The sequence below is a fragment of the Actinoplanes palleronii genome (genome assembly GCF_016862315.1).
GTDB classification, from domain to species: domain Bacteria; phylum Actinomycetota; class Actinomycetes; order Mycobacteriales; family Micromonosporaceae; genus Actinoplanes; species Actinoplanes palleronii.
Window position 1 is genome coordinate 46895 of the sequence record NZ_BOMS01000110.1, and the last position, 18744, is coordinate 65638.

Below are 18744 nucleotides of genomic sequence, written 5' to 3' on the forward strand. Positions count from 1 at the left end.
CCTACGGTCTAGCTGGGTCGTGGGATCGCCTGGAGCTTCTGGCGCTCCAGGGAGATGGCTGTGCGGTAGTCGCCCTTGGCCTGGGCCTCGGCGATCTGTGCTTGCAGGTCCGGGCCGGGCTGGCCGCCACGGGCGCCCTGCGACGGGTCGGGCACCGGAGTGCGGGGCCCGGCCGGGGCCGCGGGGAACAGCGTGAGGAGCGCGTCCGCGTCGGCGGTCAGCTCCTCGACGGTCGAGCCCTGCAGTCGTGCGGCCTGCTGCGGCGTGAGGCCCTTCACGGCGGCAACTTCGAGTCGCCAGCGCGCCGAGCGCTCCTCGGTGGCAGTGCGCTCCAGGTCGGCGAACCGCTGCTGGAGCAGCTCCACCTCGGACGGCCCGCCGGGCTGCTGCTGGCCGGTGCCGAGGGCTTCGGCGAGCTTCTGCAGCGGAGCCAGCGCGGCGAGCTGCTTCTCCAGCTCCTCGCGCGCCTTGCGCTCGGTCTGCAGTGCCTTGATCCCGGACGGGCCGAGCGGCTGATCGCCGGATGGTGCCGGGACTGGTGCGGTCGGGGCCGGTGCCGGATCGCCCGGGGTCGGCTCGGTGGATGTGGGTTCAGGCTGGGTCATCGCGACCCTTCCGTCGGGACCGGGCATCGCGCCGCGGTCAGGTGATGTATCCGTGCTGTTTGAGCAGGCGGATCGCCAGCTTCCGGTCGCCATCGGCGGCCGCGAAGATCGCTTCGGGCATCAGGCGCGGGCGTCGGCCGGCCGCCTCGGTGGTTGTGAACACATCACGTCCGCCGATCTGCGTCGTGGCCTGTCGTCGGATTCGCTCGTTCACGACCAGGCCATCGCTGCGGACTCGCGTGATGGTCGTTCCGGCGGTCTCCATGCCGCGGCGGGCGTTGACCACCCGGACCATGTCGGCGCCCTCGCGGATTGCCTCGGCACCGGCCTTGGTGAAGGCCTTGTCCTGCTCGACCCGGCTCAGTGAGTCGAAGTAGGCGCGCGGGCTGGTGCTGACGTCGTCCGGCACGTCCTCAGCGACCGGCACGTGGCGGCAGTCGCAGCGGGGATGGCGTTTGAAGCCGCGGTTCCACTCGTACCGGCGGCCGGCCAGGATGATGCAGCGGCTGCAGGTCGCGCCGACGATCATCCGGACGTAGCCGGTCACCTGCGGGCGGGCGGCGATTGCCGTACCGACCGCGGTCCGGCCGGCGTCCGCAACCTGGGTGCGGGTGATCAGGTCCAGCCGGAACGCACCGGACTTGACCGCTTGCGCCACCGGAACGCCCTGCTTGATCAGCTGCAGTGTGCTGATCGCCGGGTCCAGCAGCAACGTGGCCAGCGGGCGGCCGTCGGATGCGATCGCAGCGAACGCGCCCGGCCTGATCCGGCCTGCCGCCGCGGCGGTCACGCCCTGCGCCTCGAGGACGTCGTCGACGTAGACACCGGCGGATGCCGCGGCCGTGGCCTGCGAGGTGGACAGCACCGACATCACCTGCGGGAGCAACGCGCCCCAGCTGGCCGCGATGTTGCCGCGGTCGATCAGGCGCCACAGCCGGCCGAGCTCCGTCGCGGTCCGGCGCGCGAGGGCCACCTGCCGTTCAGCATGCTGGGCGGCGATCGGTTCGACCGCCACCGCCTACTCCGCGGCGGGCGGTTCAGTGCCCGGGTCGCCCGGTGCGCCCGGGATCTCCTCGGGCAGTCCGCGCCCGGCGGCCTGGGTGAGCATGCCGAGGTCCGAGCGGGAGGCGTTCACCTGGTCCCAGGCGTCCATCCGGCGCTGCTGCGACGGGGTGTAGCCGAGGTCCTCGCGGCCCTGCTGAATCGGGATCAGGCTCGCCGCGACCAGCTTGGCCGCGGCGTCGGCGGCCTGCGCCCGGGTCGGGGTGGCCGCGTCGCGCCAGATCGTCTCCAGGCGGCGCGCCTGCGGGTCCCAGTCGCCCTCCTGGATGCGCCGGACGAGCTGCATGGCGCGCTCCCAGCCACCGCCGAAGGCCCGCTGCTTGCGCTCGGCCCGCTTGATCAGCCGGACCTCGCGGGCACGCAGCGCGTCCGCGCTGGCCGGGTTGTCGCCAGCCGTGAAGCCCATCACCGACGGATCAACGCCGACCAGGCCGGATGCGAGCCGGCCGAGCTGAGCGATCGTGTCGTGGAAGTTCGTCAGCGACGACGAGGTGAACTCGTGCGCCCGGACCGGGTCCTCGCCGGCCGGACCGTTCGGGACCGCCAGGATCCGCGACATCAGCACCTGCGTGGGGCTCAGCGGCGTGCCGTTCTGGTCCTGGAAGTCGTCCGGGCCGGCGCCGAAGATGGCGCGCAGCGGGATCGCATGGAACTCCGCGGCCACCATCATGTCGGTGGCGACCTTGTTCGCCGCGTGCGACAGCGACAGCAGTGCCGGGGTGAGCTCGGACTTGCCGTACCGGTCCGCGAGCCGGCCGCGGTTGGTGAGCGCGGCGACCAGGGGCTGGCCGACCATGTGCTCGTCGCGGCCCGTTTCGCGCCAGCCCTGCGGGCCTCGGTCGAACCAGGTGGTCGAGTTCGGCAGGTAGAGGGTGGCGTACTGCATCGGCGCGGTGGCCTTCAGTAGGTCGTACTCCTCGGTCCAGCGGCGCAGTGCCGCCCGGACCTGCCGGGTGCGCGGGTCGATCAGCGCGAACATCTCCAGCGGCGACTCGACCGTCACCAGCGGCATGTCCGTGCCGCCGTCGTCCTGGACGCCGACCGTCGCGTAGGCCCGGCGCATCACGAATGCGTCGATGTGGCCCATCTGCGACTCTTCGTCGAGGTCGTTCTCCTGCCAGACCCGCTGCAGGTTCTCGTCGCCCGACGCGCTCGCCAGGTCCTCGGGGTCCACGTCCGGGTCCGGCTTGCCGTCCTCCGGGTAGCGGAAGCCGAGGATGTCCAGGCGCTCCTCGAGGGGGTCAACCGCCAGCGACGGCCAGCCCAGCGCGACCGTCTGGATGCGGTCCTCGACCTCGCGCAGCACGTCCGGGTGCAGGTAGTGCAGCGGCGCCGTGCCCTCGTACAGGTCGTTGCGCAGCTGCAACTGAGGCCGGTCGGCGTCGTGCACCCGGGCCAGGTATTCGACCCAGGCCAGCACGTCGGAGTCGTCGGGCAGCGCCACGAGGGGGCTCCTCTCAGCGCATCGCGATGATCTTTCGGCGGACACGGGGTTTCGGCCAGAGCTTGGCCGCGGTGACATCGCCGGCGGCTTCGTCGGCAAGCGTCGACGACATGGCGGCGTCGATTTTCTGCTGCTGAGTGGGCTTGCCGAGGATGTACTTCTTGCCGGGGCGGACCAGCTTGCGGGCGTTCTTGACGTGCGTGAACGTCACCGGGCAGCCGTCGTGCGTGAACGTGGTATCAGCCTTGGTGACGTCGCTGTGCTGGCGCACCAGGGCGGCGTGCATCTGGGTGATCCGGTATGTCTCCCAGCGAAGAACGACCTTGTCGCCGTGCTGAGCTTCAAGCGCCTGGCCTTCGCTCTTCCAGTCCGGCGGGTCGTAGTACATCCGCACCACGGTGAACCGCTCGAAGATCTCCTCGAAAGCGGCGGCCACCTCGAGGCGCGGCACCTGGCCGTTGTGCTCGGCCGGATTCCAGATGCTCGGCCGGTGGTCGTCGCCGAACGTCGGCGTGAACTGGTAGCCGTCCTCGGTCTGAGCCCGAAGCACGGTCCAGTCGTCGATATCCGAACCGTCGAAGCCGAGCACGATCGGGGTGCCGTCGGGGACGTCGCGCAGCGGAACGCCCGGGTACAGCTTCTGCCAGGACCGCGCTTCCCACTTCGTGCCGTCCATCCACGATCCGCCGCCGTAGATCACCCGGTTGCCGTAGAACCGCTCTGCCTCAGCCGGGTCGAGCTCGAGCAGCTCCTCCGCCTCGGCATTGATGCCGGACAGGTCGGCATGCGGCGAGCCCTTGTAGTTAAACGCGTGAATCCGGCGCCGCTCCGCCCGGACCGTGTACTTCAAATCGGCCGGCGGGGGCTCGTAGAACTTGAAGATGTCCGTCTTCATCGACTCGAACGACTGCTGAGCGGTCGAATTCTGCGCCGGATCGAACGCGTTGGTCGTCTCTGCGGTGCGGCCACCCATCGCGGCCGCGCCGCGTCGCTGGGTCCGAGCAACCGAGACGAGCTTGTTGGTCGCGGTGTAGAGCTGCGTCTCGTCCTGCAGCGCGAACGTGATCGGGTTGCCCAGGCGGGCCAGCGCCGACGAGGTGACCACGTCGATGCGGTTCTGCTCGGGGTCGCCGCCCTCGTCCCGCAGCCGGATGAAGCCCTCACGGACCAGCATCCGGTTACGCAGGCGCGGGTTGCGCGCCATCGCCTTCAGCGGCCCGTAGACGTTCTCGACCTGGTCCTCGGCGGTGGCGAGAAGCTGGATCAGGGGCGTCGGCCAGGCCATGCCCATCGGCTCGCCCGGCCGGTAGCGGTAGACCCAGCCGCAGTCGCAGCCGTTGTCCTCGCAGACGTATGCATCGTTCTCGCCGGCCCAGTCGTAGAACAGCACCGGCCCGACACCCTCAGCCGCGGCCCAGGCCGCCGACATGGGCCCTTTGCCGGTCTTCTGTGGGGCGATGATCTGGCTGCGGCGGTAGTGGAACGCCGCTGACCGGATCGGAATCGCGTCAGGGTCGCCGGCCAGGAAGTCCGGCTCCTGCTGTGCATCCTGCTTGATCCGGTAGTGGTTCGCCAGGCACCACAGCTGCCAGTCGTACGGCCGGAACGGGCGGCCCTTGCGGAAGCCGTCCGGGATGATGCAGTGCCGCTGGATCCAGGCCGGGACCACCCAGAGGGTGGGGAAGTCGACGACGTACCGGTCAGCCTGCTGCATCGCGGACCACCGTCAGGCGGCCTCGTGGGTCATCTGGATCGTCCTCGACCGCCGGGACGGGAGCGTCCGCGCGCTTGGCGGCCACCTCGTCGGCGGCGATCTTCCAGCCGTTTTCCTTCAGGCCGGCCGGCGTCATCCCGATCTGGTCGGAGAACCGGTGGAGCGAGTTCTTGTCGGCCGCGGTGGCGTCGCCAGACTCGCAGATGGCCATCGTGCGGACGTAGATCGCGATCGTCTGCCAGCGCCACGACTCTCGCGCCCAGGCCGCAGCCTGCGGAGTGCGCCAGGAATCCGCCCACAGCTCCAACTCGCGTTCGAACCGGGCGTCGGTGGCTTCGAGGTCGAGGACCTTGTGACGCTGCTTGTCCTCGAAGTAGATGTCGTAGACCGCCACCTTCGGCAGCGGGTACTCCGGCACGTCGCCGTCGTAGCCCTCGGCCGGCAGGGCGTCGAGCCGGAGGCCGCGGCGGTCGCTGCGGCCAGATGTCGGGTCGGGCGCGGGGCCGGACCGGTTACGTGCTCCACCTCGTGGCATTTCGATCTCCTCAACCGCATCGCGCGGCATCGGCTGGTCGTCACATCGCGTGACGACCGAAGGTCACTCTCGGTGCTTTGAACCCTCCGCGCGGGTCAGAGCCCTCCCCGGCGGTCCTCTGGCCTGGGGCTCCAGGGGGTCCCTCGGGTGGGGTGGTCACCCTGCGTCACATCAAAGCCAGCTGCACAACAGGTTCCATGCGGTCGCTCTTGACCGAGTTGCACAGGAAATGAGCGCACTGCACGTTGGCCGGCTCATGGGTACCGCCTTGAGCAAGGGGCACGACGTGGTCGATCACAGGAGCAAGTGACGCAGGTGCGACAAGGTCACGACGCACTGGCTTGCGGCATAGCTGACAGCGCCAGCCGTCCCGCTCGTAAATCCTGCGCGGGCTTACGTCTGCGATGTATGCCTGCTTCTTGCGTGCTCGATACCGCTGCTTGCTGACCCTGCGTTGGCAGGTGGTTGAGCAGAAGCGTGCGGTGTCGGTGTAGTCCTCGGCCACGTACGCCTTGCCGCAGCGATGGCAGTTGCCTGCAACCCAGCGCTTGGTGGATCGCGGCTGCTCCGGCCTGCTTGGTTGCGGCCTGATGATCAGACCCACGAACAGCACGGGCAGTCTGCGCTCAACCGCTTCGCGTATTCGCCGGGCGTCTCGGCATGCATACGAGCAGAAGCGCTCTGCGTATCGGCTGCTCGCGTGCTTGAGCGTTTCTCCACCGCAATGGCTGCACTTCACCGCGCTCTTACGGTGGCGCTCGGCCGGCAAGTACTTCCGGTTGTAGCAGGACGAGCAGAGGCCCTTGGCGCGATGCGCATTCGGGCAGCCTGCAGTCCCGCAGGTACGCTGCGGCATGTCGTTCCTTCTGTGGAGGAATGGCAAAGCCCCGGCACCTGTTAGCGCAGGTCCGGGGCTACTTGGTTCTTGAGCTACTGGTGCGCGGCCTTGCCGCCAGCGCTGTTGTTGCAGGTCGAATGCGAGGGGCCGAGGTATCCGGTCCGCTCGTCGTCGTGGTCCAACGCCCATTCGTCACCGGGCAAGATCGGCAGGCCGCAGCGGGCGCACTTCTTCTCGCCTCGCTCGACGGCCGGCTTCACGGCATTACGTCGGCGAACATGGTCCGCGTCGTACCCGCGCTGCTGCCGCGTCCCTCGTGCCCGCTCAGTGCTGCGCCTGTGGATGGGGCAGCGCCTCTCGGCCTGCACCTCGGGGCACCCTGGCTCAGCACACACGTGCTGCCTGGCCATGGCCACCTCCGCGGTGTGCCGGGGCGCAGCGCAGGAGCCACCCGTCCACGCCCCGGCGTTCCCCCACCGACCGGTCGCAGCACCGGGTCTGGATACGAAGAAGGCCCCCGCTTTCGCAGGGGCCCTTCGTGGTCTAGGCGGACTGAGTCCGTTGGCAAAGGATCATTGCAGCCCTTGACGCAGCTCGTCAAGCAGGGCTACGGCCGCCACTTCTCGCGGTAGTCCGGGTGGCTGGCGTACGGCAGGGCGAGCATCTTGATCGCCTTCCCCATCACCACCCAGGCATCGGCCGAGATGGTGGGGTCCTCGGTTGCATCATGGAGTTGGAGGATCCGCCGCTTGGCCTCAACCTCGGCCCGCCACCGCTTGGAGCTCACGAAGATGTCCACACCCGCAAGCCAGTTCGGCGGATGGCTTTGGAAAATCGGCGCGGTCTGGACCCGACGTTCCTCGCGCTCCATGGCCGCGATCTTGCGCTCGTCCTCGTCCAGCCGGGCGCGCACGAACGCGATCAGGTCATCCAAGTCGCTCACTCCCAGATCGCAACGTCGCGAAACTTGCCGTCGCCGTCGAAGTCGAACCGGACGTGGAAGTCGTTGTAGCCCTGGACGCCGCCGTACTGGGCGGCCAGCACCACCTCGGTCTCACGGGGCCCGTCGACAGGTCCCTGGCCGGCATACGGCTCCAGCCCGAATCGGGCGAGCAGCTGTTCCAGAGCCTCACGGTCGGTCATCTCGTCATGCTCCCATCTCGGCAGTCTCGCGGACCGCGCGCTTCGCCTCGTTCTCAGCCCGCCGTGCCGCCGCCTCAGCGGCCAGGTCGAACACGTCACCGAGCAGGTATCGGGGCCTGCCGAGCAGGTCGTAGTCGTGCGCCTGCAGCTTTGCCGGGCGGGCCTGCTGGATCACCACGCCGTTCTCCGCGCGCTTCTCGGGCCGCTCGAGCGCCCAGCTCCGGATGGTGTTGACGTTGATCCGGTACGCGTCGGCAATGTGGGCGGCCCGGAACGCCTTGTCGCGCACCTGGTCATCCAGCCACGCCCTGCGTTTGGCCTGGTCCACCTGCGCCCCGCACGTCCGGCAGGTGCCGCGCTGCCCGCCCTGCGGCCCGTAGACGTCGCCCTCGCAGCGGGGCATGTCGGCCAGGCCCTCGGCGAACTCGGCGTTCCGGTCGGCTCCGCACGGTCCGAGGTACCGCTGAGCAGCCGGCCCGCGAGCAATCCCCCGGATCACCCGCGCGCACGCCTCCACATCGGTCAGGAACTCGTCGACCTCCGGCCGGTGCCGCATCCACTCGCAATGCCGCGCCAGCCACTCCGCAGACGCCCTGAGATCATCCCTGTCGGCCTGGGGGTGTCCGGTACCCCCGGTAGAGCCTCCTGACGCGCCAGGGTTGATCTCAGCGGCCGGGCCGCGCTCCTCAGCGATCATCCGGACCCACGTCGACAGCTGGTTCTGCACCGCGTCGAGCCGCGCGGTCGCCCCGAGGTCGATCGGCAGCGACGAGCCGGGCTTCCCGCTCGCCCCTCCCCCGGTGCCGTACCGGGCCTGCCGCTGGGCGACGTCGCGGGCGGCCTGGGTCATGTCGGCGATCTCGGCGAGCCAGGCGGCGGCCAGCCGGGAGCACGGATGACAGGCATAGCCGTCCGGGGTGGGGCGGTCGCAGCGCACGCAGATGGGAATCATGATCAGCCCTTCGCGCGGGGTCGAGCTGGCGCATCGTGCGCTCGGGTCATCTGGTTGTCGTTCGGCGTCAGGGCGGCCGGGATGTCGAGGCGAGCCCGGATGCGAATGACGGACCGGCGCCGAAAGCCCAGCCGAACCGCGATCTGGCCGTCCGAGTAGCCCTGCCTTGCCGGCCGCCTGGTGGCTTCGCCCGCATCGGCAGCACGGATCGGCTCGCCGGGGTGCCGTCCTGCGACCAGGCGGCCGACCACCACCTCGTCGAAGTCCATGTAGTCGGTGGGCCGGTTCACGCGTCCTCCTTCGGGATCAGCGCCAGGTCGTAGCCCAGCGCGCCGGCCAGGTCGAACAGCCGCTGGGCCGCGGGCTTCCGCTTGCCGAGCAGCCACAGCGACACCTCGGTCCGCCCGGCCTTCACGGTCGCGGCGAGCTTGCTGATGCTGATCTGGCGGCTCTCCCGGTTGGCGTTGAGGGCGGCGATGGCGTGGTCGTAGTCGCGCAGCCGGTAGACGCGCTTCGGCTCCTGGCCGGTCATGACCGCCTCCGGGGCACCAGCGCCAGGTCGTAGCCCAGCGCGTTGACGATCCGGATCAAGCTCGGCAGGCCGGGGCGGAACCGGTTGGACTCCCAGTCGGCAATCTGGCTCTGGCTGAACGCGCCATCGGTCTCGTCGACCAGGCCGCGTTGGGTGAGCCCGAACATCCCGCGCAGGCCGGCGAGGGCCGGGCCGAAGGCGTCGGCATCTCGGATGACGATCATGCGGCCCTCCGCTCGGCCACGGCGGCCCGAGGCACGGCGATCAGGTCGTAGCCCAGAGCGTCGAGGGTCTCGGTCAGCGCGGTGACGCTCATGGCCCGCTCGTTGGTCTCGCGGTTGCCGAGGCCGCTCTTGGTGATGCCGAGTGCGGCGGCCAGGTCGCCGAGGCTGAGGCCGGCCCGCCGGCGCAGGTCGCGGATCAGCTGGCCGAGGTCGCGTCGGGAGTTGACTGCCAGGTGCCCGGTGGTGACCGTGCCGCGCGGCAGCAGGTGGACTTCCATTCCGAACTCGGCGGCGGTGGCGTGCAGGGTCTCGACGGAGATCGTGAACTGGCCCAGCTCGCGTTTCTGCAGGGTCTTGTAGCTGATGAACAGCCGCTTGGCGAGGTGGCCGCGTGGGATCTCGGCAGCGGTGCGCATGGTGCGCAGGATCTGGCTGGCCTGCTGGCTGGTGGTGATCTTCACGAGGCCCTCCGGGTGCGCTCTGCCTGGGCGCGGGCGATGGCTCGCATGCGGATTTCGTCGGATGCGGTGGGTTCTTCGGCGGGCGCGCTGGGCACGGCCCGCTTGGCGGCGATCTGCGCCATGACGGCCGAGAGCCGGGCCTTGTTGCGGGCGATCCGTTCGGCGCGGTCGGGGTCGTCCTGGGTCTTGCCGGGCGGCAGTGCCGTGACGACGGAGCTGGCCCGGCGCTCGTCGCGGATGATCCGGACCAGGCGGCGGATGTGGGCCGGCATGAGCCGGTCGGTGCTCTCGCGGAAGTGGCGGCCGAGGGCGGCGCGGGCGTCGCTGAAGTCGAGGTCACCCAGGTCTTCGTGCCATGCGAGGACGTCGGCGTCACCGATGGTGCGCTGGTCCCGGGCTGCGGCGGCGCCGAGCAGCAGGGCGATTTCGGAGCGGGTCATGCGAGGTCCTCCTCGGCGTACTTCGCGGCGAGTTCGAGTGCGGTGCCGACGCGCTGGTCGGTGGTGGACGGTCGCTGCTGGAGGCGGCCGCCGATCGCGACGACGTTGGACGGCTGCGCGTTCATCACCTGGTTGACAAAGCTCGGCAGGGTGCGCGGGTTGGATCCGCGGGCCTGCCAGAGCTGGATGCCGCGTTCGATGTCGGTGGCCGGCACGTCGTCCTGGAGCATTTCGGCGACGAGTTGCCCGACGTCGTTGATCACGTGCCGGGACGGTCGGCGGTTGCAGGAGCTGATCCACGCGGTGACGAGTTGCTCGGCCGGGCCGGGGGTGCCGTCGGGCGTCTCCTGCATCGCGATCACGCCTGCGCGTCCGTTAGTTACGGGAACACCGGGAGAACAGAACTTCTCCCCTTCTCCCCTTCTCCCCTTCTCCCCTTCTCCAGTCGATGGGGTCTCGCGAGACTCTCGCGAGGGTTCATCGGGAGATCCACTCGCGGGCACGGGATGGGGGGCGTTTTCCCTGCCCTCGGGCGGTGTGGGCGCAGCTCCCGCGCTCTCCGGAGCCGGGTATCGCGCCTTGCCGGGCCGGTCGACCTTCTGGTGCTCGCTCCAGTTGGTGACGGCGAAATAGCGCTTCCCGTCGACGGTGTATCGAGTGATGCGCCCGGCATCCGCGAGACTCGCGAGACTCTCGCGAAGGTCTCGCGAGACCTTCGCGAAGTCCTCTTCGAGGGGGAACAGTTCGGCCGCGATCAGCCGCCAGTTGTCGATGCCCACGCCGTTGTCGTCGACGTAGTTCCACAGCCCGATGAAGGCGAGCCGGGTGAAGAAGTCGTGGCATGCGATCGCCTCGGACTTCCAGAACTCGGGGCGGATGGAGCGGATGCGAGGCATGTTCAGTTGTTCCTGTTCTCTGACGCGGTGGAGCGGTGGGTCAGGTCTTCGCCGGCTGCCCGGCTCCGTGCGTCCGGAGCGGGCTCCGGCATGGAGTGGTGTGCGTCCCCGGACCGGCCGACCAGGCTGCAGCGGACGCACACCTCGGCGCCGCTGACGGGGTCGGCCGGTGTCTCCGGGTCGGCTAGGAACGGGTGCGGGGTGACGGCGCTCTTCGGCTTGCTCACGACGCACCTGCGGCCAGCGCGAACAGGTCCATCTGCTCGAACACGGGTTCCGGCTCCGGCTCCGGGATGGCCTGCACCGGCACGGGTGCCGGACAGCCGCACGAGCAGCGCCAGGCGCACGCCTTGCCGGACAGCCACACCTCGGCCAGCGCGCCGCCCGTGCGGCCGACGACGTACGTCTCGCCGCCACGCCGGGCACCGTGCACGTGCGTGGTGCACTGCTCGTGCCGGTCGGTGCCGCAGTGTCCGCACCGCCCGTACTGGCACCGGCAGCGCCGGACGGCGGCCGGACCAAGCTGCAGATCGTCCTGACCCTTGCCGCGAGCCTCTGCGCCGACTGATCGCCGGTAGGTCTGGGTGAGCACCTCGCGGTAGATCCAGTCCGCGGCGTCCTCGGTCATCGGGGCGAGCGCACCGCGGTCCAGCTCGACCAGCAGCCGGCATCCGGCCGGGGTGGCGGTGACGTACATCGGGCTGGTCCGGTGGGTGCAGTCCCGCACCAGCCCGGCTGCGGCGAGCACGTTGCGTGCGGCGCCCAGCTCGGTCGCGGTGAGGTCTGCCCGGCGTCCGGCGGCATACGCCCGGAGGGCCAGCAGGTCGCGCGGTGAGAGGTTCACAGCACCTCCCCCGCCACCCGGATCGTCTCGACCCGAGGCAGCTCGCACGCGCCCCAGCAGTCCGGGTTGCCGCACGCCAGGCACGCGTCGGCACCGTCCTCGTACCGGCAGCCGAGCCGCCCGTCGCACTCGCAGTCGGTCGGCCCGTTGTCGGAGCGGTCGAGCGTGCAGCGGTCAGTCACGGCGCTCACCGCCGTCCGGCAGCCAGGCGTCCTTGACTGCGTCGATCCAGGCCTGCCCGCGCAGGTCGGCCAGCGCGTACCGCTGGCTGGCGATCACCCGGTGCCGGTAGCGCTCGGCGAGCCACCGGTCCCGGGCCCGGGAGAGGCCGCGCGGGGAGCAGATGTCGTACCACTCGGTGTTGGCCAGAGCCAGCTTCCGGAGGTGATCGTCGTACCGCTCCCAGCGGAGCAGGCGGCGGTGGAGCTTCGTCAGGCTGGCCATCAGTGCACCCCCGCCCGCTTCGCCTCGACGAGGCGCTCGGTGGCCACACGGCACCCGGCGGTCCGGCGGCACGCGCCGAGCTTGGACAGCGGATGCCCGAGCGCGCAGACCGTGGGCCGGGCGGGCTCGTCGACCAGGCCGAGCATTTGGAGCAGGTCGGCGTTGCCGCTGCGCTCCAGGTACCGGCTGGCGGCGGCCCGGGTGTCGGGGTGCTGGTGGTACGTCTGGTCCAGGTCGGTGGTCAGGTTGTCGGTCATCGCGCACCGTCCTCGTGCCATTCGTCGCCGCACCACTCCGGCCCGTCGCCCTGGTCGATCGCGTTGCGGCCGGAGTTCTCGCCGTCGCGCGTGGTCGACTCGCAGGTGGGGCACTGGTCGGCCTCCCACTTCACGCAGTGAACAATCGGGCCTGGCTTGATGCCGTGCTCGGGCTGCCCGGCGAGGCTGACTCCCGCCGCGCACGACTCGTCGCCGCCCGTGCAGCCCACGCAGCCACCGGGCGCGTCGCAGGTGTCGTCCCACGGCTCCTGGTAGTGCTTGCAGGTCTTGCACCCACGCGCTTCGGGGTTCTTCCAGCACCGGCCGATGTGGTCGCGGACGCGGGCCTTACTCGCTCCAGAGCGTGGGCAGTGGGTGCACCTATAGCGGGTGGTCCGGAAGGAAATCGGCTGGTTCATCGCGCACCGCCTTCCGCGCCGGGCCGCAGCTTGAGCCGCCGGTCGAGCCAGAAGTCGATCGCGCCGAGGATGGTCTCGGTGCGCGGCCGGGCGGCGAGCTTGGCCAGCTCGATGTCGACGTGGCGCAGGCGGATGGTCAGCGGCGAGGGCGTGAGCGCGGGATGGCCGGGCTGGTGGTCGAGGTGGACAGTGGGGCGGCTGCGGTTGAGGAACATCAGGCGTCCACCGCCTCGGCGGTCCGCGTCTTCGCCTTGTCGTACGCCTTGATCCCAGCGACGATCGCGTTCAGGCAGTACAGGAAGTGCCAGTCCCAGTCGCGGAGGTCCCACTCCCACGTGCCCGACCACAGTCCGGCCTGCTCGCCGTCGCGCAGGATCTCGCGCGCCCCGTCTTCGCAGTCGCCCTCGCCGTCGTTGACCCGCTCTTTGATCTCGTCACGGGTCTCGCGCTGCTCGTCGGTCAGGTCGGCGTCGGCCAGGTCGTCGAGGTGCTCCGTGACGAGCTGCTTGAACATGTCCTCGGAGTAGGACGAGGTCCGCTTGTGGTCGTCCTTGACCTTCTCGGCCCAGTACGTCGGGTTGACCTCGTGCCCCCGGAAGAAGGCGAACATGTCCTGGATGCGGGCGAAGACGTAGCTGTCCAGGTCGCCGCTGATGGCGAGGTGGCCGGGCCAGGTGATCAGCTCGTAGCGGTAGAGGCCGGTGCCCGGCTTGGCCATGAGGATGTGCCGGTAGAGGCCGTCGTCGTGCAGGACGGTCAGCTCGTGCTCGACGGTGTTCAGCTCGAACATCTTGGCGACGCGCGCCTGGGTGTCGGTCATCAGGTGCTCCTAGGTCTGTGCCTCGCGGGCCGCCGGCGCAGGGGTCACGGCGGCCCGCGAGGGGGTCTACGGGGTGGTGGTGAGGATCTCGGCGGCGGTCATGCCGTGGATGGAGAGCTTCGGGAGCGCCTTGCGGGCCAGCCGCAGCGCCTCGTCCAGTTCGAACCGGTGCGCCTTTAGCCACCTGTCGGTCCGGCTTGACGGCAGCGGCTCGTAGTCCCAGACGCCGCGGCGGTTGATGCAGTAGCTGCGCCAGATGACGGCCCACTTGCCGCGCCCCCGGTAGGCCACCTTGACCTGGAAGAGGCTGGCTTCGGGGTGTTCCTCGGGCAGCGCGGAGAGCGTGTACTCGGTGGCCTGCGCCTGGTCGCGCTCGACGATGGCGAGCACGTCTTCGACGGCCGCCTCCGTCCACGGGTCCAGCCGGTCGCCGTCGGCAACGCCCATGCGGCGCTTCACGGCGGTCCGCATCTCGTCGGTCAGCTCGATCACGAGGAGGCTCCGTCCTGGTCGGCGGGGAAAAGGGCGGCCAGCCGGTCCCGGGCCGCGCACTCGGCGCACGGCCGGTTGGCGGCGTGGTCCGGGCTCAGGGCGATGTGGACGGGCATGTTGTGCCGGTTGAGCACCAGGCGTACGTCGTCGGCGATCGTGCCGAGGGCGGCCGCAAGGCCCACCCGGATCGCGTGCGCATCGGTCGCGGTGATCTCGGGCTCGCCAGCGAAGGCGTAGATCATCTCGTCAGTCGGCTCGATCACGACGCACCGTCCGCCGGGTAGGTGAACGTGAGGTCGTCAGCGCGATGGTGTGCCCAGGTTTCGATGCGACCGGTAGCGCTGATCTCGATCTCGACATCCCAGCCCTGCTCATGCCATTCGATCTGGGTACCGCCGTCGGTCATCGGCATGACCTGCGGAGCCAGCCTGGTCGGGTACATCAAAGTGAGCCCGCGCACCACCGCCAGCACCTGCCGGGTGGCTTCAACGCCCTCCTGGGTGGGTGCCGGGGCGTCGTCAATCCATCCGGGCTCAAGGGCAGCCAGCTCGTCAAGGCGGGCCATTCGCTCGTTCCACCAGTCCGGATTAGTCAGGTGGGCCGGGGCGGTCATTACGACGCCACCGCGGCGACGAACCGCTTGCAGTCGCACAGCGACGACGAGCACCCGGTGCGCTCTCCCGACGTGGACAGGTTGTGCAGCACGTCCAGGTCGCCGCAGGTGCAGCGGACCGGCTCGGTCGGTACCAGGCCGTCAGTGCGGCCCTGATCGCGGGGGCTCATCGCACACCCGCCTGGTTCCAGCGCATGATCTGCTCGCTGGTCGGCTCGATCCAGTACGTGGTGCCATGCGGACACTCGTAGCCGTTCGCGCCGTACGGGCTCGTGACGAGCGGCGGGGCGGTGCTGACCGTGATCTCGCAGCCCTCGCCGGTCTCGCCGCCAATCCTGGCCATCTGGTCGATCAGCAACTGGGCGCACTCGGTACGTCCGAGCGCGGTTGTCGGGCAGGCGCTCACGCGATCACCTCGGCGACCTGCGGGGCCACATCAACGGTCGTTGCGGCCGGACCGTTGTCGCCCGGGTCGATCATCCGGGACAGCCGGGCCACCGCATCAACGTCGATCTCGCGCAGCCCGGCATCCGTGGTGCGGATCAGTCCCGACTGGCCGAGCACCTTCAGGTGGTGCGACACGTTCGGCTGCTTCATGCCGGTCCGGGCCACCAGATCCGAAACGGTCGTTGGTCCGTGGCGGCGGAGCAGGCCGAGGATGCGCAGCCGGGCCGGGTCCGCGATGACCTTCAGCGCGTCGGCGAGACGGGCGGCATCAGCGGCCGTGAACGCGCCGTACGGCCGGAACGGGGAGGAGAAGGCGCTCATCGGTCGCCGCCCTGCTGCTGGTCGCGCTTCTCGATCAGCGCGCTGATGATCCGATCGGCCTCGGCCCGGGTCAGATCAGCGCTGGTTTCGAGCGATTCCAGCCCGAGGATTCGGGCGGTCACCGTGAGTCGGGCGTCCCGGTTCTCGTCGCCGGCGTAGCCCAGCTCGCCCCACAGCGCGAACATCTGGCCGCGCTGGCCGGACGTCATCGGCTCGTCGACGGGGGCCGCATCAATGGCGACCGGGTCGTCCAGGTCGGCCATCGTCAGTCGCCGGGCCGGCGCCGGGGACGGGGCGAGTGCGGGCTGGTCGCCGATTTCCTCGGCGGCATACGGCATCCCCATGATCGCGTCGCTGGCGATCCAGCGGCACATCTCGGCGGTGGCGCGGGCGACAAGCATGGCCTGCGGCTGTTTCTGCCACTGATCCTTCTTCAGCAGGTCCATCGCCCGAGCCCGGTCGATGTCCCAGACCGAGGTCTGCCAGTCACCCAGCCCGTCGCGGCGGCCGCGGACCACGGCCCGGGTCGGCGTGGACTCGACGATCTCGACGGCGTGGCCGGCGCCCTGGACGACGGCGCGCAGCGTGATCGCCTTCGGGGCCGGGATGCCCTGGATGTTGTCGAAGGCCCGGAGGCTGGCCATCGGGTCGAAGCCCAGCTCGGCGCCGGCCAGCATGGCGGCGGCGGCCTCGTCGGGCTTCCCGCGGTAGGCGGCCGGGGCGAACGAGGTGCTGCACACCTTCTGCGCGATGGCGAAGACGGCGTCGGCCTGCTGGAGCCAGCGGCCGAGGCGGTCCACGGCGTTGTCGGTGTAGACGGCGACGGCGTTCTGCTCGTCGCGCATGGCGATCTCAGACATGGTTGTCCTCCGGGAGGGCACGCAGGGTCTTGGTCAGGAGAGCGCGCACGGTTGCGGCGTCTCGGATCCCGCCGCCCACCTCGACGGCGAGGTTGAATTCGTCGCCCGGCAGGTCCTTGGCGACGATGAACGCCCATGGCTCGCCATTGGCTAGGTGGTCGAGCATGTCCAACCGGGCGTCGCCGTCGGGTGCCTTGGACTCCTTGTATTCGGTCATCAGAACGGGCACCTTTCCTGGCGTTCCTTGCGGATCTTGCGGATGTGCTTCATGGCCGCCACGGCCTGCATCTGGGCGATCTCCAGGGACTCCGTGGATTCGTCCCAATCGGCGGCGGGCGGAATGACGACCGAGACCTGGACGTGCAGCCCGGTCGGGTCGGTGATCGTGGCCTCATGCACCCACGGCGTGCGGCCGTACTCATCGCGTTCGAGTTCCATCACCACTCCTCCGTCCGGACCGTCGGGAAGTTGAGGTGGGCGAACTCGCCATGCAGTTCGCGTGCTGCGGCGTCGTACGCCCTTGCCGCGTCGTCCTGGCTGTCGAAATAGCCCAGGTAGAAGTACCTGCGGTCCTTCTTGATCTGCGCCAACCACGGACGGCTCTTCCGACGAGAAATCAGCGAGACGCCCTTGTGTTGCGACGACGCCGTGCGCATCGATCCCTTGTTGCAGTTGTTTTGGGAATGCGTCGCGGGGCGCAGATTGGCGCGACGGTTGTCCATGCCATCGCCGTTGATGTGATCCACCAACGACCAGCCAGTAAGGAAGCTGTGCAGGCGCTGCTTGCGGTACCGGCCGTCCTCGCGCCACCGCCGTCCGACGTAGTTCTTGTCCTTGCTTGCCGGAGTCAGGTGCCAACGAAGGCCGGGGGCAGTCACGAGCGGCAGGTCGGCATCATCGACCAGCGCGATGTGCCCCGAGGGCAGGATCAATTCCGCCACTACCACTCCTCAGTTCGAATCCAGCCGGGCAGATCGGTGTCGGTGATCTCGTCCAGCGGGTAGCCCGGCCAGGCGCCGGATGCGGTGCAGTCGCGGTAGATCTCCAGGGCCTCGGCCACCTTCCGGTCGCCGTGGGCCATGGCCCGTTCGGTGAGCTGGTGGACGTGCACCAGGTACGGCGGGCTCTTCTCGACCGCGGCGAACACGAAGAACGGCTCGGCGGCAAGCTGGCGCAGCTCGCGGAATCCGCGCAGGTAGAACGCGGCCTGGATGTAGTAGCCGTGGTTGTACGTCGCCTTCGACAGCGCCTCGGCATCGGCAGACTCGGCGGTCTTCAGGTCGACGATGCCGTCGGGCCGCAGCCAGTCGGCCTTGGCGCGGCACATCACGCCGGTTGTCGGGTCGCGCCAGATCAGCGCCTGCTCCGGCTCGCCGGCGTAGAACAGCTTCGCGGCGACTGGGTGGTTCCGGACGGCGCTGGCCATCGCCCACGCGGCGGCAAAGTCGGTCGGCCGCAGCGGGACCTTGCCCTCGGCACGCAGCTTGGCCACCGCGGCCTTGTCGTCTTCCTTCTGCCACGCCTCCGGGTTCTTGCCGGTGCCGGGGAAGAGCACCGGCTCGGGCCCGGAGCCGAGCACCAGGGTGTGGACGGCGTGGCCGAGGTCGTACTCCCGCTTGACCACCGCGGTGCCGGTGTCGAGCTGGTGGCGGAACCGGGCCGGGCCGCCGGGCGCGAGCAGGGTCTTCGCGCCGGTGCTGCTCAGCGTGGTGCTGGCCAGCGCCGGGGCGAAGTACTCCTCGTCGGTCAGCGGGAAGATGCCGGCGGCCGGCTCGACGGCGGTCACTCGGCCACCTCCGCCACGTGGCCGTCGATGCGCGACATCCAGGCGTCGCCGTAGACATGCACCCACCGGTCGCCCCAGAACTGGTGGCCGGTCGCGAAGCGGAGCAGCTGCTTGCACTTCACGCAGCGCCCGTACCGCTCGTCGCGCACCTCGGCCAGCTCGGTCGGGACCAGGCCCAGGACGGCGAGCACACGCAGGACGGTGCCCCCGTCGTCGAAGTAGGCGTGGTTGATGCTCGCGCCCACGGTCTCGAACGTGAGTTCAGCCGGGTCGCCCCCGGAAACGAAGTCGACGTAGACCGACTCCTCGCCCGCTGTCCAGGTGAAGAGGATCTGACCCGCGTCGTCGAGGCGGGTGCGCTCGAACTGGACGCGGTCCTGCTGCCTCGCCCAGCGCATCGCACGGCCCACGCTGCGCCAGCCGGTGAAGGTGTTCATCGACGCTCACCTGCCGTCGCTGGCCAGGAGGCGAACATCTTGCCGTCCGCGTTGCCCGCCTCGTGACGGTCGTCGTGGCCCGCCAGGCGAGTGCACGCCCAACCGGCTTCGGGGTGGATTGCTCGGCAGACGTACTGCCCACGCCCGGGCCGGTCCGT

Annotated in this window: 35 protein-coding genes; all 35 read right to left on the reverse strand. The window is 69.9% G+C overall.

Features of this window, described 5'->3' with window-relative positions:
* Positions 1-8: 8 nt before the first annotated feature.
* Positions 9-605, reverse strand: coding sequence for a hypothetical protein (locus Apa02nite_RS34145; protein WP_203828742.1), 597 nt, complete (start codon positions 603-605; stop codon positions 9-11).
* Positions 606-642: 37 nt separating this feature from the next.
* Positions 643-1620: a VG15 protein gene (locus Apa02nite_RS34150; protein WP_203828743.1), complete on the reverse strand. Its 978-nt coding sequence runs from the start codon at positions 1618-1620 to the stop codon at positions 643-645.
* Between the two features lie 3 nt (positions 1621-1623).
* On the reverse strand, positions 1624-3111 hold the full coding sequence (locus Apa02nite_RS34155; RefSeq protein WP_203828744.1) for a phage portal protein: 1488 nt from the start codon (positions 3109-3111) through the stop codon (positions 1624-1626).
* A gap of 13 nt (positions 3112-3124) precedes the next feature.
* A complete protein-coding gene (locus tag Apa02nite_RS34160; protein ID WP_203828745.1) occupies positions 3125-4825 on the reverse strand; it encodes a hypothetical protein in 1701 nt (566 codons plus the stop codon).
* The gene (locus tag Apa02nite_RS34165; protein ID WP_203828746.1) at positions 4812-5390 is read right to left on the reverse strand and encodes a hypothetical protein; all 579 of its coding nucleotides are present in this window, start codon (positions 5388-5390) and stop codon (positions 4812-4814) included. Before Apa02nite_RS34165 ends, Apa02nite_RS34160 begins: the two co-directional genes overlap by 14 nt.
* 136 nt (positions 5391-5526) lie before the next feature.
* Positions 5527-6216: an HNH endonuclease gene (locus tag Apa02nite_RS34170; protein WP_203828747.1), complete on the reverse strand. Its 690-nt coding sequence runs from the start codon at positions 6214-6216 to the stop codon at positions 5527-5529.
* A gap of 589 nt (positions 6217-6805) precedes the next feature.
* On the reverse strand, positions 6806-7132 hold the full coding sequence (locus tag Apa02nite_RS34175) for a DUF6221 family protein (protein ID WP_203828748.1): 327 nt from the start codon (positions 7130-7132) through the stop codon (positions 6806-6808).
* A gap of 5 nt (positions 7133-7137) precedes the next feature.
* Positions 7138-7341, reverse strand: coding sequence for a hypothetical protein (locus Apa02nite_RS34180; RefSeq protein WP_203828749.1), 204 nt, complete (start codon positions 7339-7341; stop codon positions 7138-7140).
* Positions 7342-7345: 4 nt separating this feature from the next.
* Positions 7346-8293: a hypothetical protein gene (locus Apa02nite_RS34185; protein ID WP_203828750.1), complete on the reverse strand. Its 948-nt coding sequence runs from the start codon at positions 8291-8293 to the stop codon at positions 7346-7348.
* Positions 8294-8295: 2 nt separating this feature from the next.
* Complete coding sequence (locus Apa02nite_RS34190) at positions 8296-8583, reverse strand: hypothetical protein (RefSeq protein ID WP_203828751.1); 288 nt, start codon at positions 8581-8583, stop codon at positions 8296-8298.
* Positions 8580-8825 (reverse strand): helix-turn-helix domain-containing protein, encoded by a 246-nt coding sequence (locus Apa02nite_RS34195; protein WP_203828752.1) that lies wholly within the window; start codon positions 8823-8825, stop codon positions 8580-8582. Before Apa02nite_RS34195 ends, Apa02nite_RS34190 begins: the two co-directional genes overlap by 4 nt.
* Entirely contained in the window at positions 8822-9049 is a 228-nt protein-coding gene (locus Apa02nite_RS34200; RefSeq protein ID WP_203828753.1) for a helix-turn-helix domain-containing protein, read from the reverse strand. Before Apa02nite_RS34200 ends, Apa02nite_RS34195 begins: the two co-directional genes overlap by 4 nt.
* Positions 9046-9510 carry a helix-turn-helix domain-containing protein gene (locus Apa02nite_RS34205; RefSeq protein ID WP_203828754.1) on the reverse strand — a complete coding sequence of 155 codons (465 nt, stop codon included), beginning with the start codon at positions 9508-9510 and terminating at the stop codon, positions 9046-9048. Before Apa02nite_RS34205 ends, Apa02nite_RS34200 begins: the two co-directional genes overlap by 4 nt.
* Positions 9507-9950 carry a hypothetical protein gene (locus Apa02nite_RS34210; RefSeq protein ID WP_203828755.1) on the reverse strand — a complete coding sequence of 148 codons (444 nt, stop codon included), beginning with the start codon at positions 9948-9950 and terminating at the stop codon, positions 9507-9509. Before Apa02nite_RS34210 ends, Apa02nite_RS34205 begins: the two co-directional genes overlap by 4 nt.
* On the reverse strand, positions 9947-10846 hold the full coding sequence (locus Apa02nite_RS34215) for a hypothetical protein (protein WP_203828756.1): 900 nt from the start codon (positions 10844-10846) through the stop codon (positions 9947-9949). The genes Apa02nite_RS34210 and Apa02nite_RS34215 overlap by 4 nt, the downstream gene beginning before the upstream one ends.
* Before the next feature lie 2 nt (positions 10847-10848).
* Positions 10849-11073 carry a hypothetical protein gene (locus Apa02nite_RS34220; protein ID WP_203828757.1) on the reverse strand — a complete coding sequence of 75 codons (225 nt, stop codon included), beginning with the start codon at positions 11071-11073 and terminating at the stop codon, positions 10849-10851.
* Positions 11070-11690, reverse strand: coding sequence for a DUF6248 family natural product biosynthesis protein (locus Apa02nite_RS34225; protein WP_203828758.1), 621 nt, complete (start codon positions 11688-11690; stop codon positions 11070-11072). The genes Apa02nite_RS34220 and Apa02nite_RS34225 overlap by 4 nt, the downstream gene beginning before the upstream one ends.
* Positions 11687-11872, reverse strand: coding sequence for a hypothetical protein (locus tag Apa02nite_RS34230; protein WP_203828759.1), 186 nt, complete (start codon positions 11870-11872; stop codon positions 11687-11689). The genes Apa02nite_RS34225 and Apa02nite_RS34230 overlap by 4 nt, the downstream gene beginning before the upstream one ends.
* The gene (locus Apa02nite_RS34235; protein ID WP_203828760.1) at positions 11865-12134 is read right to left on the reverse strand and encodes a hypothetical protein; all 270 of its coding nucleotides are present in this window, start codon (positions 12132-12134) and stop codon (positions 11865-11867) included. Before Apa02nite_RS34235 ends, Apa02nite_RS34230 begins: the two co-directional genes overlap by 8 nt.
* A complete protein-coding gene (locus Apa02nite_RS34240; RefSeq protein ID WP_203828761.1) occupies positions 12134-12391 on the reverse strand; it encodes a hypothetical protein in 258 nt (85 codons plus the stop codon). The genes Apa02nite_RS34235 and Apa02nite_RS34240 overlap by 1 nt, the downstream gene beginning before the upstream one ends.
* Positions 12388-12810 (reverse strand): hypothetical protein, encoded by a 423-nt coding sequence (locus Apa02nite_RS34245; protein ID WP_203828762.1) that lies wholly within the window; start codon positions 12808-12810, stop codon positions 12388-12390. The genes Apa02nite_RS34240 and Apa02nite_RS34245 overlap by 4 nt, the downstream gene beginning before the upstream one ends.
* Complete coding sequence (locus tag Apa02nite_RS34250; RefSeq protein ID WP_203828763.1) at positions 12807-13025, reverse strand: hypothetical protein; 219 nt, start codon at positions 13023-13025, stop codon at positions 12807-12809. The genes Apa02nite_RS34245 and Apa02nite_RS34250 overlap by 4 nt, the downstream gene beginning before the upstream one ends.
* Positions 13025-13630, reverse strand: a complete 606-nt coding sequence (locus Apa02nite_RS34255) for a hypothetical protein (protein WP_203828764.1) — start codon at positions 13628-13630, stop codon at positions 13025-13027. Before Apa02nite_RS34255 ends, Apa02nite_RS34250 begins: the two co-directional genes overlap by 1 nt.
* 66 nt (positions 13631-13696) lie before the next feature.
* Positions 13697-14122, reverse strand: coding sequence for a hypothetical protein (locus tag Apa02nite_RS34260; protein WP_203828765.1), 426 nt, complete (start codon positions 14120-14122; stop codon positions 13697-13699).
* On the reverse strand, positions 14119-14385 hold the full coding sequence (locus tag Apa02nite_RS34265; RefSeq protein WP_203828766.1) for a hypothetical protein: 267 nt from the start codon (positions 14383-14385) through the stop codon (positions 14119-14121). The genes Apa02nite_RS34260 and Apa02nite_RS34265 overlap by 4 nt, the downstream gene beginning before the upstream one ends.
* Positions 14382-14735 carry a hypothetical protein gene (locus tag Apa02nite_RS34270; protein WP_203828767.1) on the reverse strand — a complete coding sequence of 118 codons (354 nt, stop codon included), beginning with the start codon at positions 14733-14735 and terminating at the stop codon, positions 14382-14384. The genes Apa02nite_RS34265 and Apa02nite_RS34270 overlap by 4 nt, the downstream gene beginning before the upstream one ends.
* Complete coding sequence (locus tag Apa02nite_RS34275; protein ID WP_203828768.1) at positions 14735-14905, reverse strand: hypothetical protein; 171 nt, start codon at positions 14903-14905, stop codon at positions 14735-14737. The genes Apa02nite_RS34270 and Apa02nite_RS34275 overlap by 1 nt, the downstream gene beginning before the upstream one ends.
* Positions 14902-15141 (reverse strand): hypothetical protein, encoded by a 240-nt coding sequence (locus Apa02nite_RS34280; RefSeq protein ID WP_203828769.1) that lies wholly within the window; start codon positions 15139-15141, stop codon positions 14902-14904. Before Apa02nite_RS34280 ends, Apa02nite_RS34275 begins: the two co-directional genes overlap by 4 nt.
* Entirely contained in the window at positions 15138-15503 is a 366-nt protein-coding gene (locus Apa02nite_RS34285) for an ArsR/SmtB family transcription factor (RefSeq protein WP_203828770.1), read from the reverse strand. Before Apa02nite_RS34285 ends, Apa02nite_RS34280 begins: the two co-directional genes overlap by 4 nt.
* On the reverse strand, positions 15500-16363 hold the full coding sequence (locus tag Apa02nite_RS34290) for a hypothetical protein (RefSeq protein ID WP_203828771.1): 864 nt from the start codon (positions 16361-16363) through the stop codon (positions 15500-15502). The genes Apa02nite_RS34285 and Apa02nite_RS34290 overlap by 4 nt, the downstream gene beginning before the upstream one ends.
* Complete coding sequence (locus Apa02nite_RS34295; protein ID WP_203828772.1) at positions 16356-16580, reverse strand: hypothetical protein; 225 nt, start codon at positions 16578-16580, stop codon at positions 16356-16358. Before Apa02nite_RS34295 ends, Apa02nite_RS34290 begins: the two co-directional genes overlap by 8 nt.
* Positions 16580-16801: a hypothetical protein gene (locus Apa02nite_RS34300; RefSeq protein WP_203828773.1), complete on the reverse strand. Its 222-nt coding sequence runs from the start codon at positions 16799-16801 to the stop codon at positions 16580-16582. Before Apa02nite_RS34300 ends, Apa02nite_RS34295 begins: the two co-directional genes overlap by 1 nt.
* Positions 16801-17304: an AP2 domain-containing protein gene (locus tag Apa02nite_RS34305; protein WP_203828774.1), complete on the reverse strand. Its 504-nt coding sequence runs from the start codon at positions 17302-17304 to the stop codon at positions 16801-16803. The genes Apa02nite_RS34300 and Apa02nite_RS34305 overlap by 1 nt, the downstream gene beginning before the upstream one ends.
* Positions 17304-18149, reverse strand: coding sequence for a PD-(D/E)XK nuclease-like domain-containing protein (locus tag Apa02nite_RS34310; RefSeq protein WP_203828775.1), 846 nt, complete (start codon positions 18147-18149; stop codon positions 17304-17306). The genes Apa02nite_RS34305 and Apa02nite_RS34310 overlap by 1 nt, the downstream gene beginning before the upstream one ends.
* Positions 18146-18586: a hypothetical protein gene (locus tag Apa02nite_RS34315; RefSeq protein ID WP_203828776.1), complete on the reverse strand. Its 441-nt coding sequence runs from the start codon at positions 18584-18586 to the stop codon at positions 18146-18148. The genes Apa02nite_RS34310 and Apa02nite_RS34315 overlap by 4 nt, the downstream gene beginning before the upstream one ends.
* Positions 18587-18744 lie beyond the last annotated feature (158 nt).

Bases quoted from the DNA above. Each gene is read 5' to 3' on its own strand.
- Apa02nite_RS34315 (WP_203828776.1), bottom strand. From the start codon at position 18,586: ATGAACACCTTCACCGGCTGGCGCAGCGTGGGCCGTGCGATGCGCTGG.
- Apa02nite_RS34145 (WP_203828742.1), bottom strand. From the start codon at position 605: ATGACCCAGCCTGAACCCACATCCACCGAGCCGACCCCGGGCGATCCG.
- Apa02nite_RS34290 (WP_203828771.1), bottom strand. From the start codon at position 16,363: ATGTCTGAGATCGCCATGCGCGACGAGCAGAACGCCGTCGCCGTCTAC.
- Apa02nite_RS34215 (WP_203828756.1), bottom strand. From the start codon at position 10,846: ATGCCTCGCATCCGCTCCATCCGCCCCGAGTTCTGGAAGTCCGAGGCG.
- Apa02nite_RS34300 (WP_203828773.1), bottom strand. From the start codon at position 16,801: ATGGAACTCGAACGCGATGAGTACGGCCGCACGCCGTGGGTGCATGAG.
- Apa02nite_RS34200 (WP_203828753.1), bottom strand. From the start codon at position 9,049: ATGATCGTCATCCGAGATGCCGACGCCTTCGGCCCGGCCCTCGCCGGC.
- Apa02nite_RS34270 (WP_203828767.1), bottom strand. From the start codon at position 14,735: ATGACCGCCCCGGCCCACCTGACTAATCCGGACTGGTGGAACGAGCGA.
- Apa02nite_RS34240 (WP_203828761.1), bottom strand. From the start codon at position 12,391: ATGACCGACAACCTGACCACCGACCTGGACCAGACGTACCACCAGCAC.
- Apa02nite_RS34245 (WP_203828762.1), bottom strand. From the start codon at position 12,810: ATGAACCAGCCGATTTCCTTCCGGACCACCCGCTATAGGTGCACCCAC.
- Apa02nite_RS34275 (WP_203828768.1), bottom strand. From the start codon at position 14,905: ATGAGCCCCCGCGATCAGGGCCGCACTGACGGCCTGGTACCGACCGAG.
- Apa02nite_RS34170 (WP_203828747.1), bottom strand. From the start codon at position 6,216: ATGCCGCAGCGTACCTGCGGGACTGCAGGCTGCCCGAATGCGCATCGC.
- Apa02nite_RS34160 (WP_203828745.1), bottom strand. From the start codon at position 4,825: ATGCAGCAGGCTGACCGGTACGTCGTCGACTTCCCCACCCTCTGGGTG.
- Apa02nite_RS34185 (WP_203828750.1), bottom strand. From the start codon at position 8,293: ATGATTCCCATCTGCGTGCGCTGCGACCGCCCCACCCCGGACGGCTAT.
- Apa02nite_RS34180 (WP_203828749.1), bottom strand. From the start codon at position 7,341: ATGACCGACCGTGAGGCTCTGGAACAGCTGCTCGCCCGATTCGGGCTG.
- Apa02nite_RS34195 (WP_203828752.1), bottom strand. From the start codon at position 8,825: ATGACCGGCCAGGAGCCGAAGCGCGTCTACCGGCTGCGCGACTACGAC.
- Apa02nite_RS34210 (WP_203828755.1), bottom strand. From the start codon at position 9,950: ATGACCCGCTCCGAAATCGCCCTGCTGCTCGGCGCCGCCGCAGCCCGG.
- Apa02nite_RS34250 (WP_203828763.1), bottom strand. From the start codon at position 13,025: ATGTTCCTCAACCGCAGCCGCCCCACTGTCCACCTCGACCACCAGCCC.
- Apa02nite_RS34285 (WP_203828770.1), bottom strand. From the start codon at position 15,503: ATGAGCGCCTTCTCCTCCCCGTTCCGGCCGTACGGCGCGTTCACGGCC.
- Apa02nite_RS34295 (WP_203828772.1), bottom strand. From the start codon at position 16,580: ATGACCGAATACAAGGAGTCCAAGGCACCCGACGGCGACGCCCGGTTG.
- Apa02nite_RS34255 (WP_203828764.1), bottom strand. From the start codon at position 13,630: ATGACCGACACCCAGGCGCGCGTCGCCAAGATGTTCGAGCTGAACACC.
- Apa02nite_RS34165 (WP_203828746.1), bottom strand. From the start codon at position 5,390: ATGCCGCGCGATGCGGTTGAGGAGATCGAAATGCCACGAGGTGGAGCA.
- Apa02nite_RS34235 (WP_203828760.1), bottom strand. From the start codon at position 12,134: ATGGCCAGCCTGACGAAGCTCCACCGCCGCCTGCTCCGCTGGGAGCGG.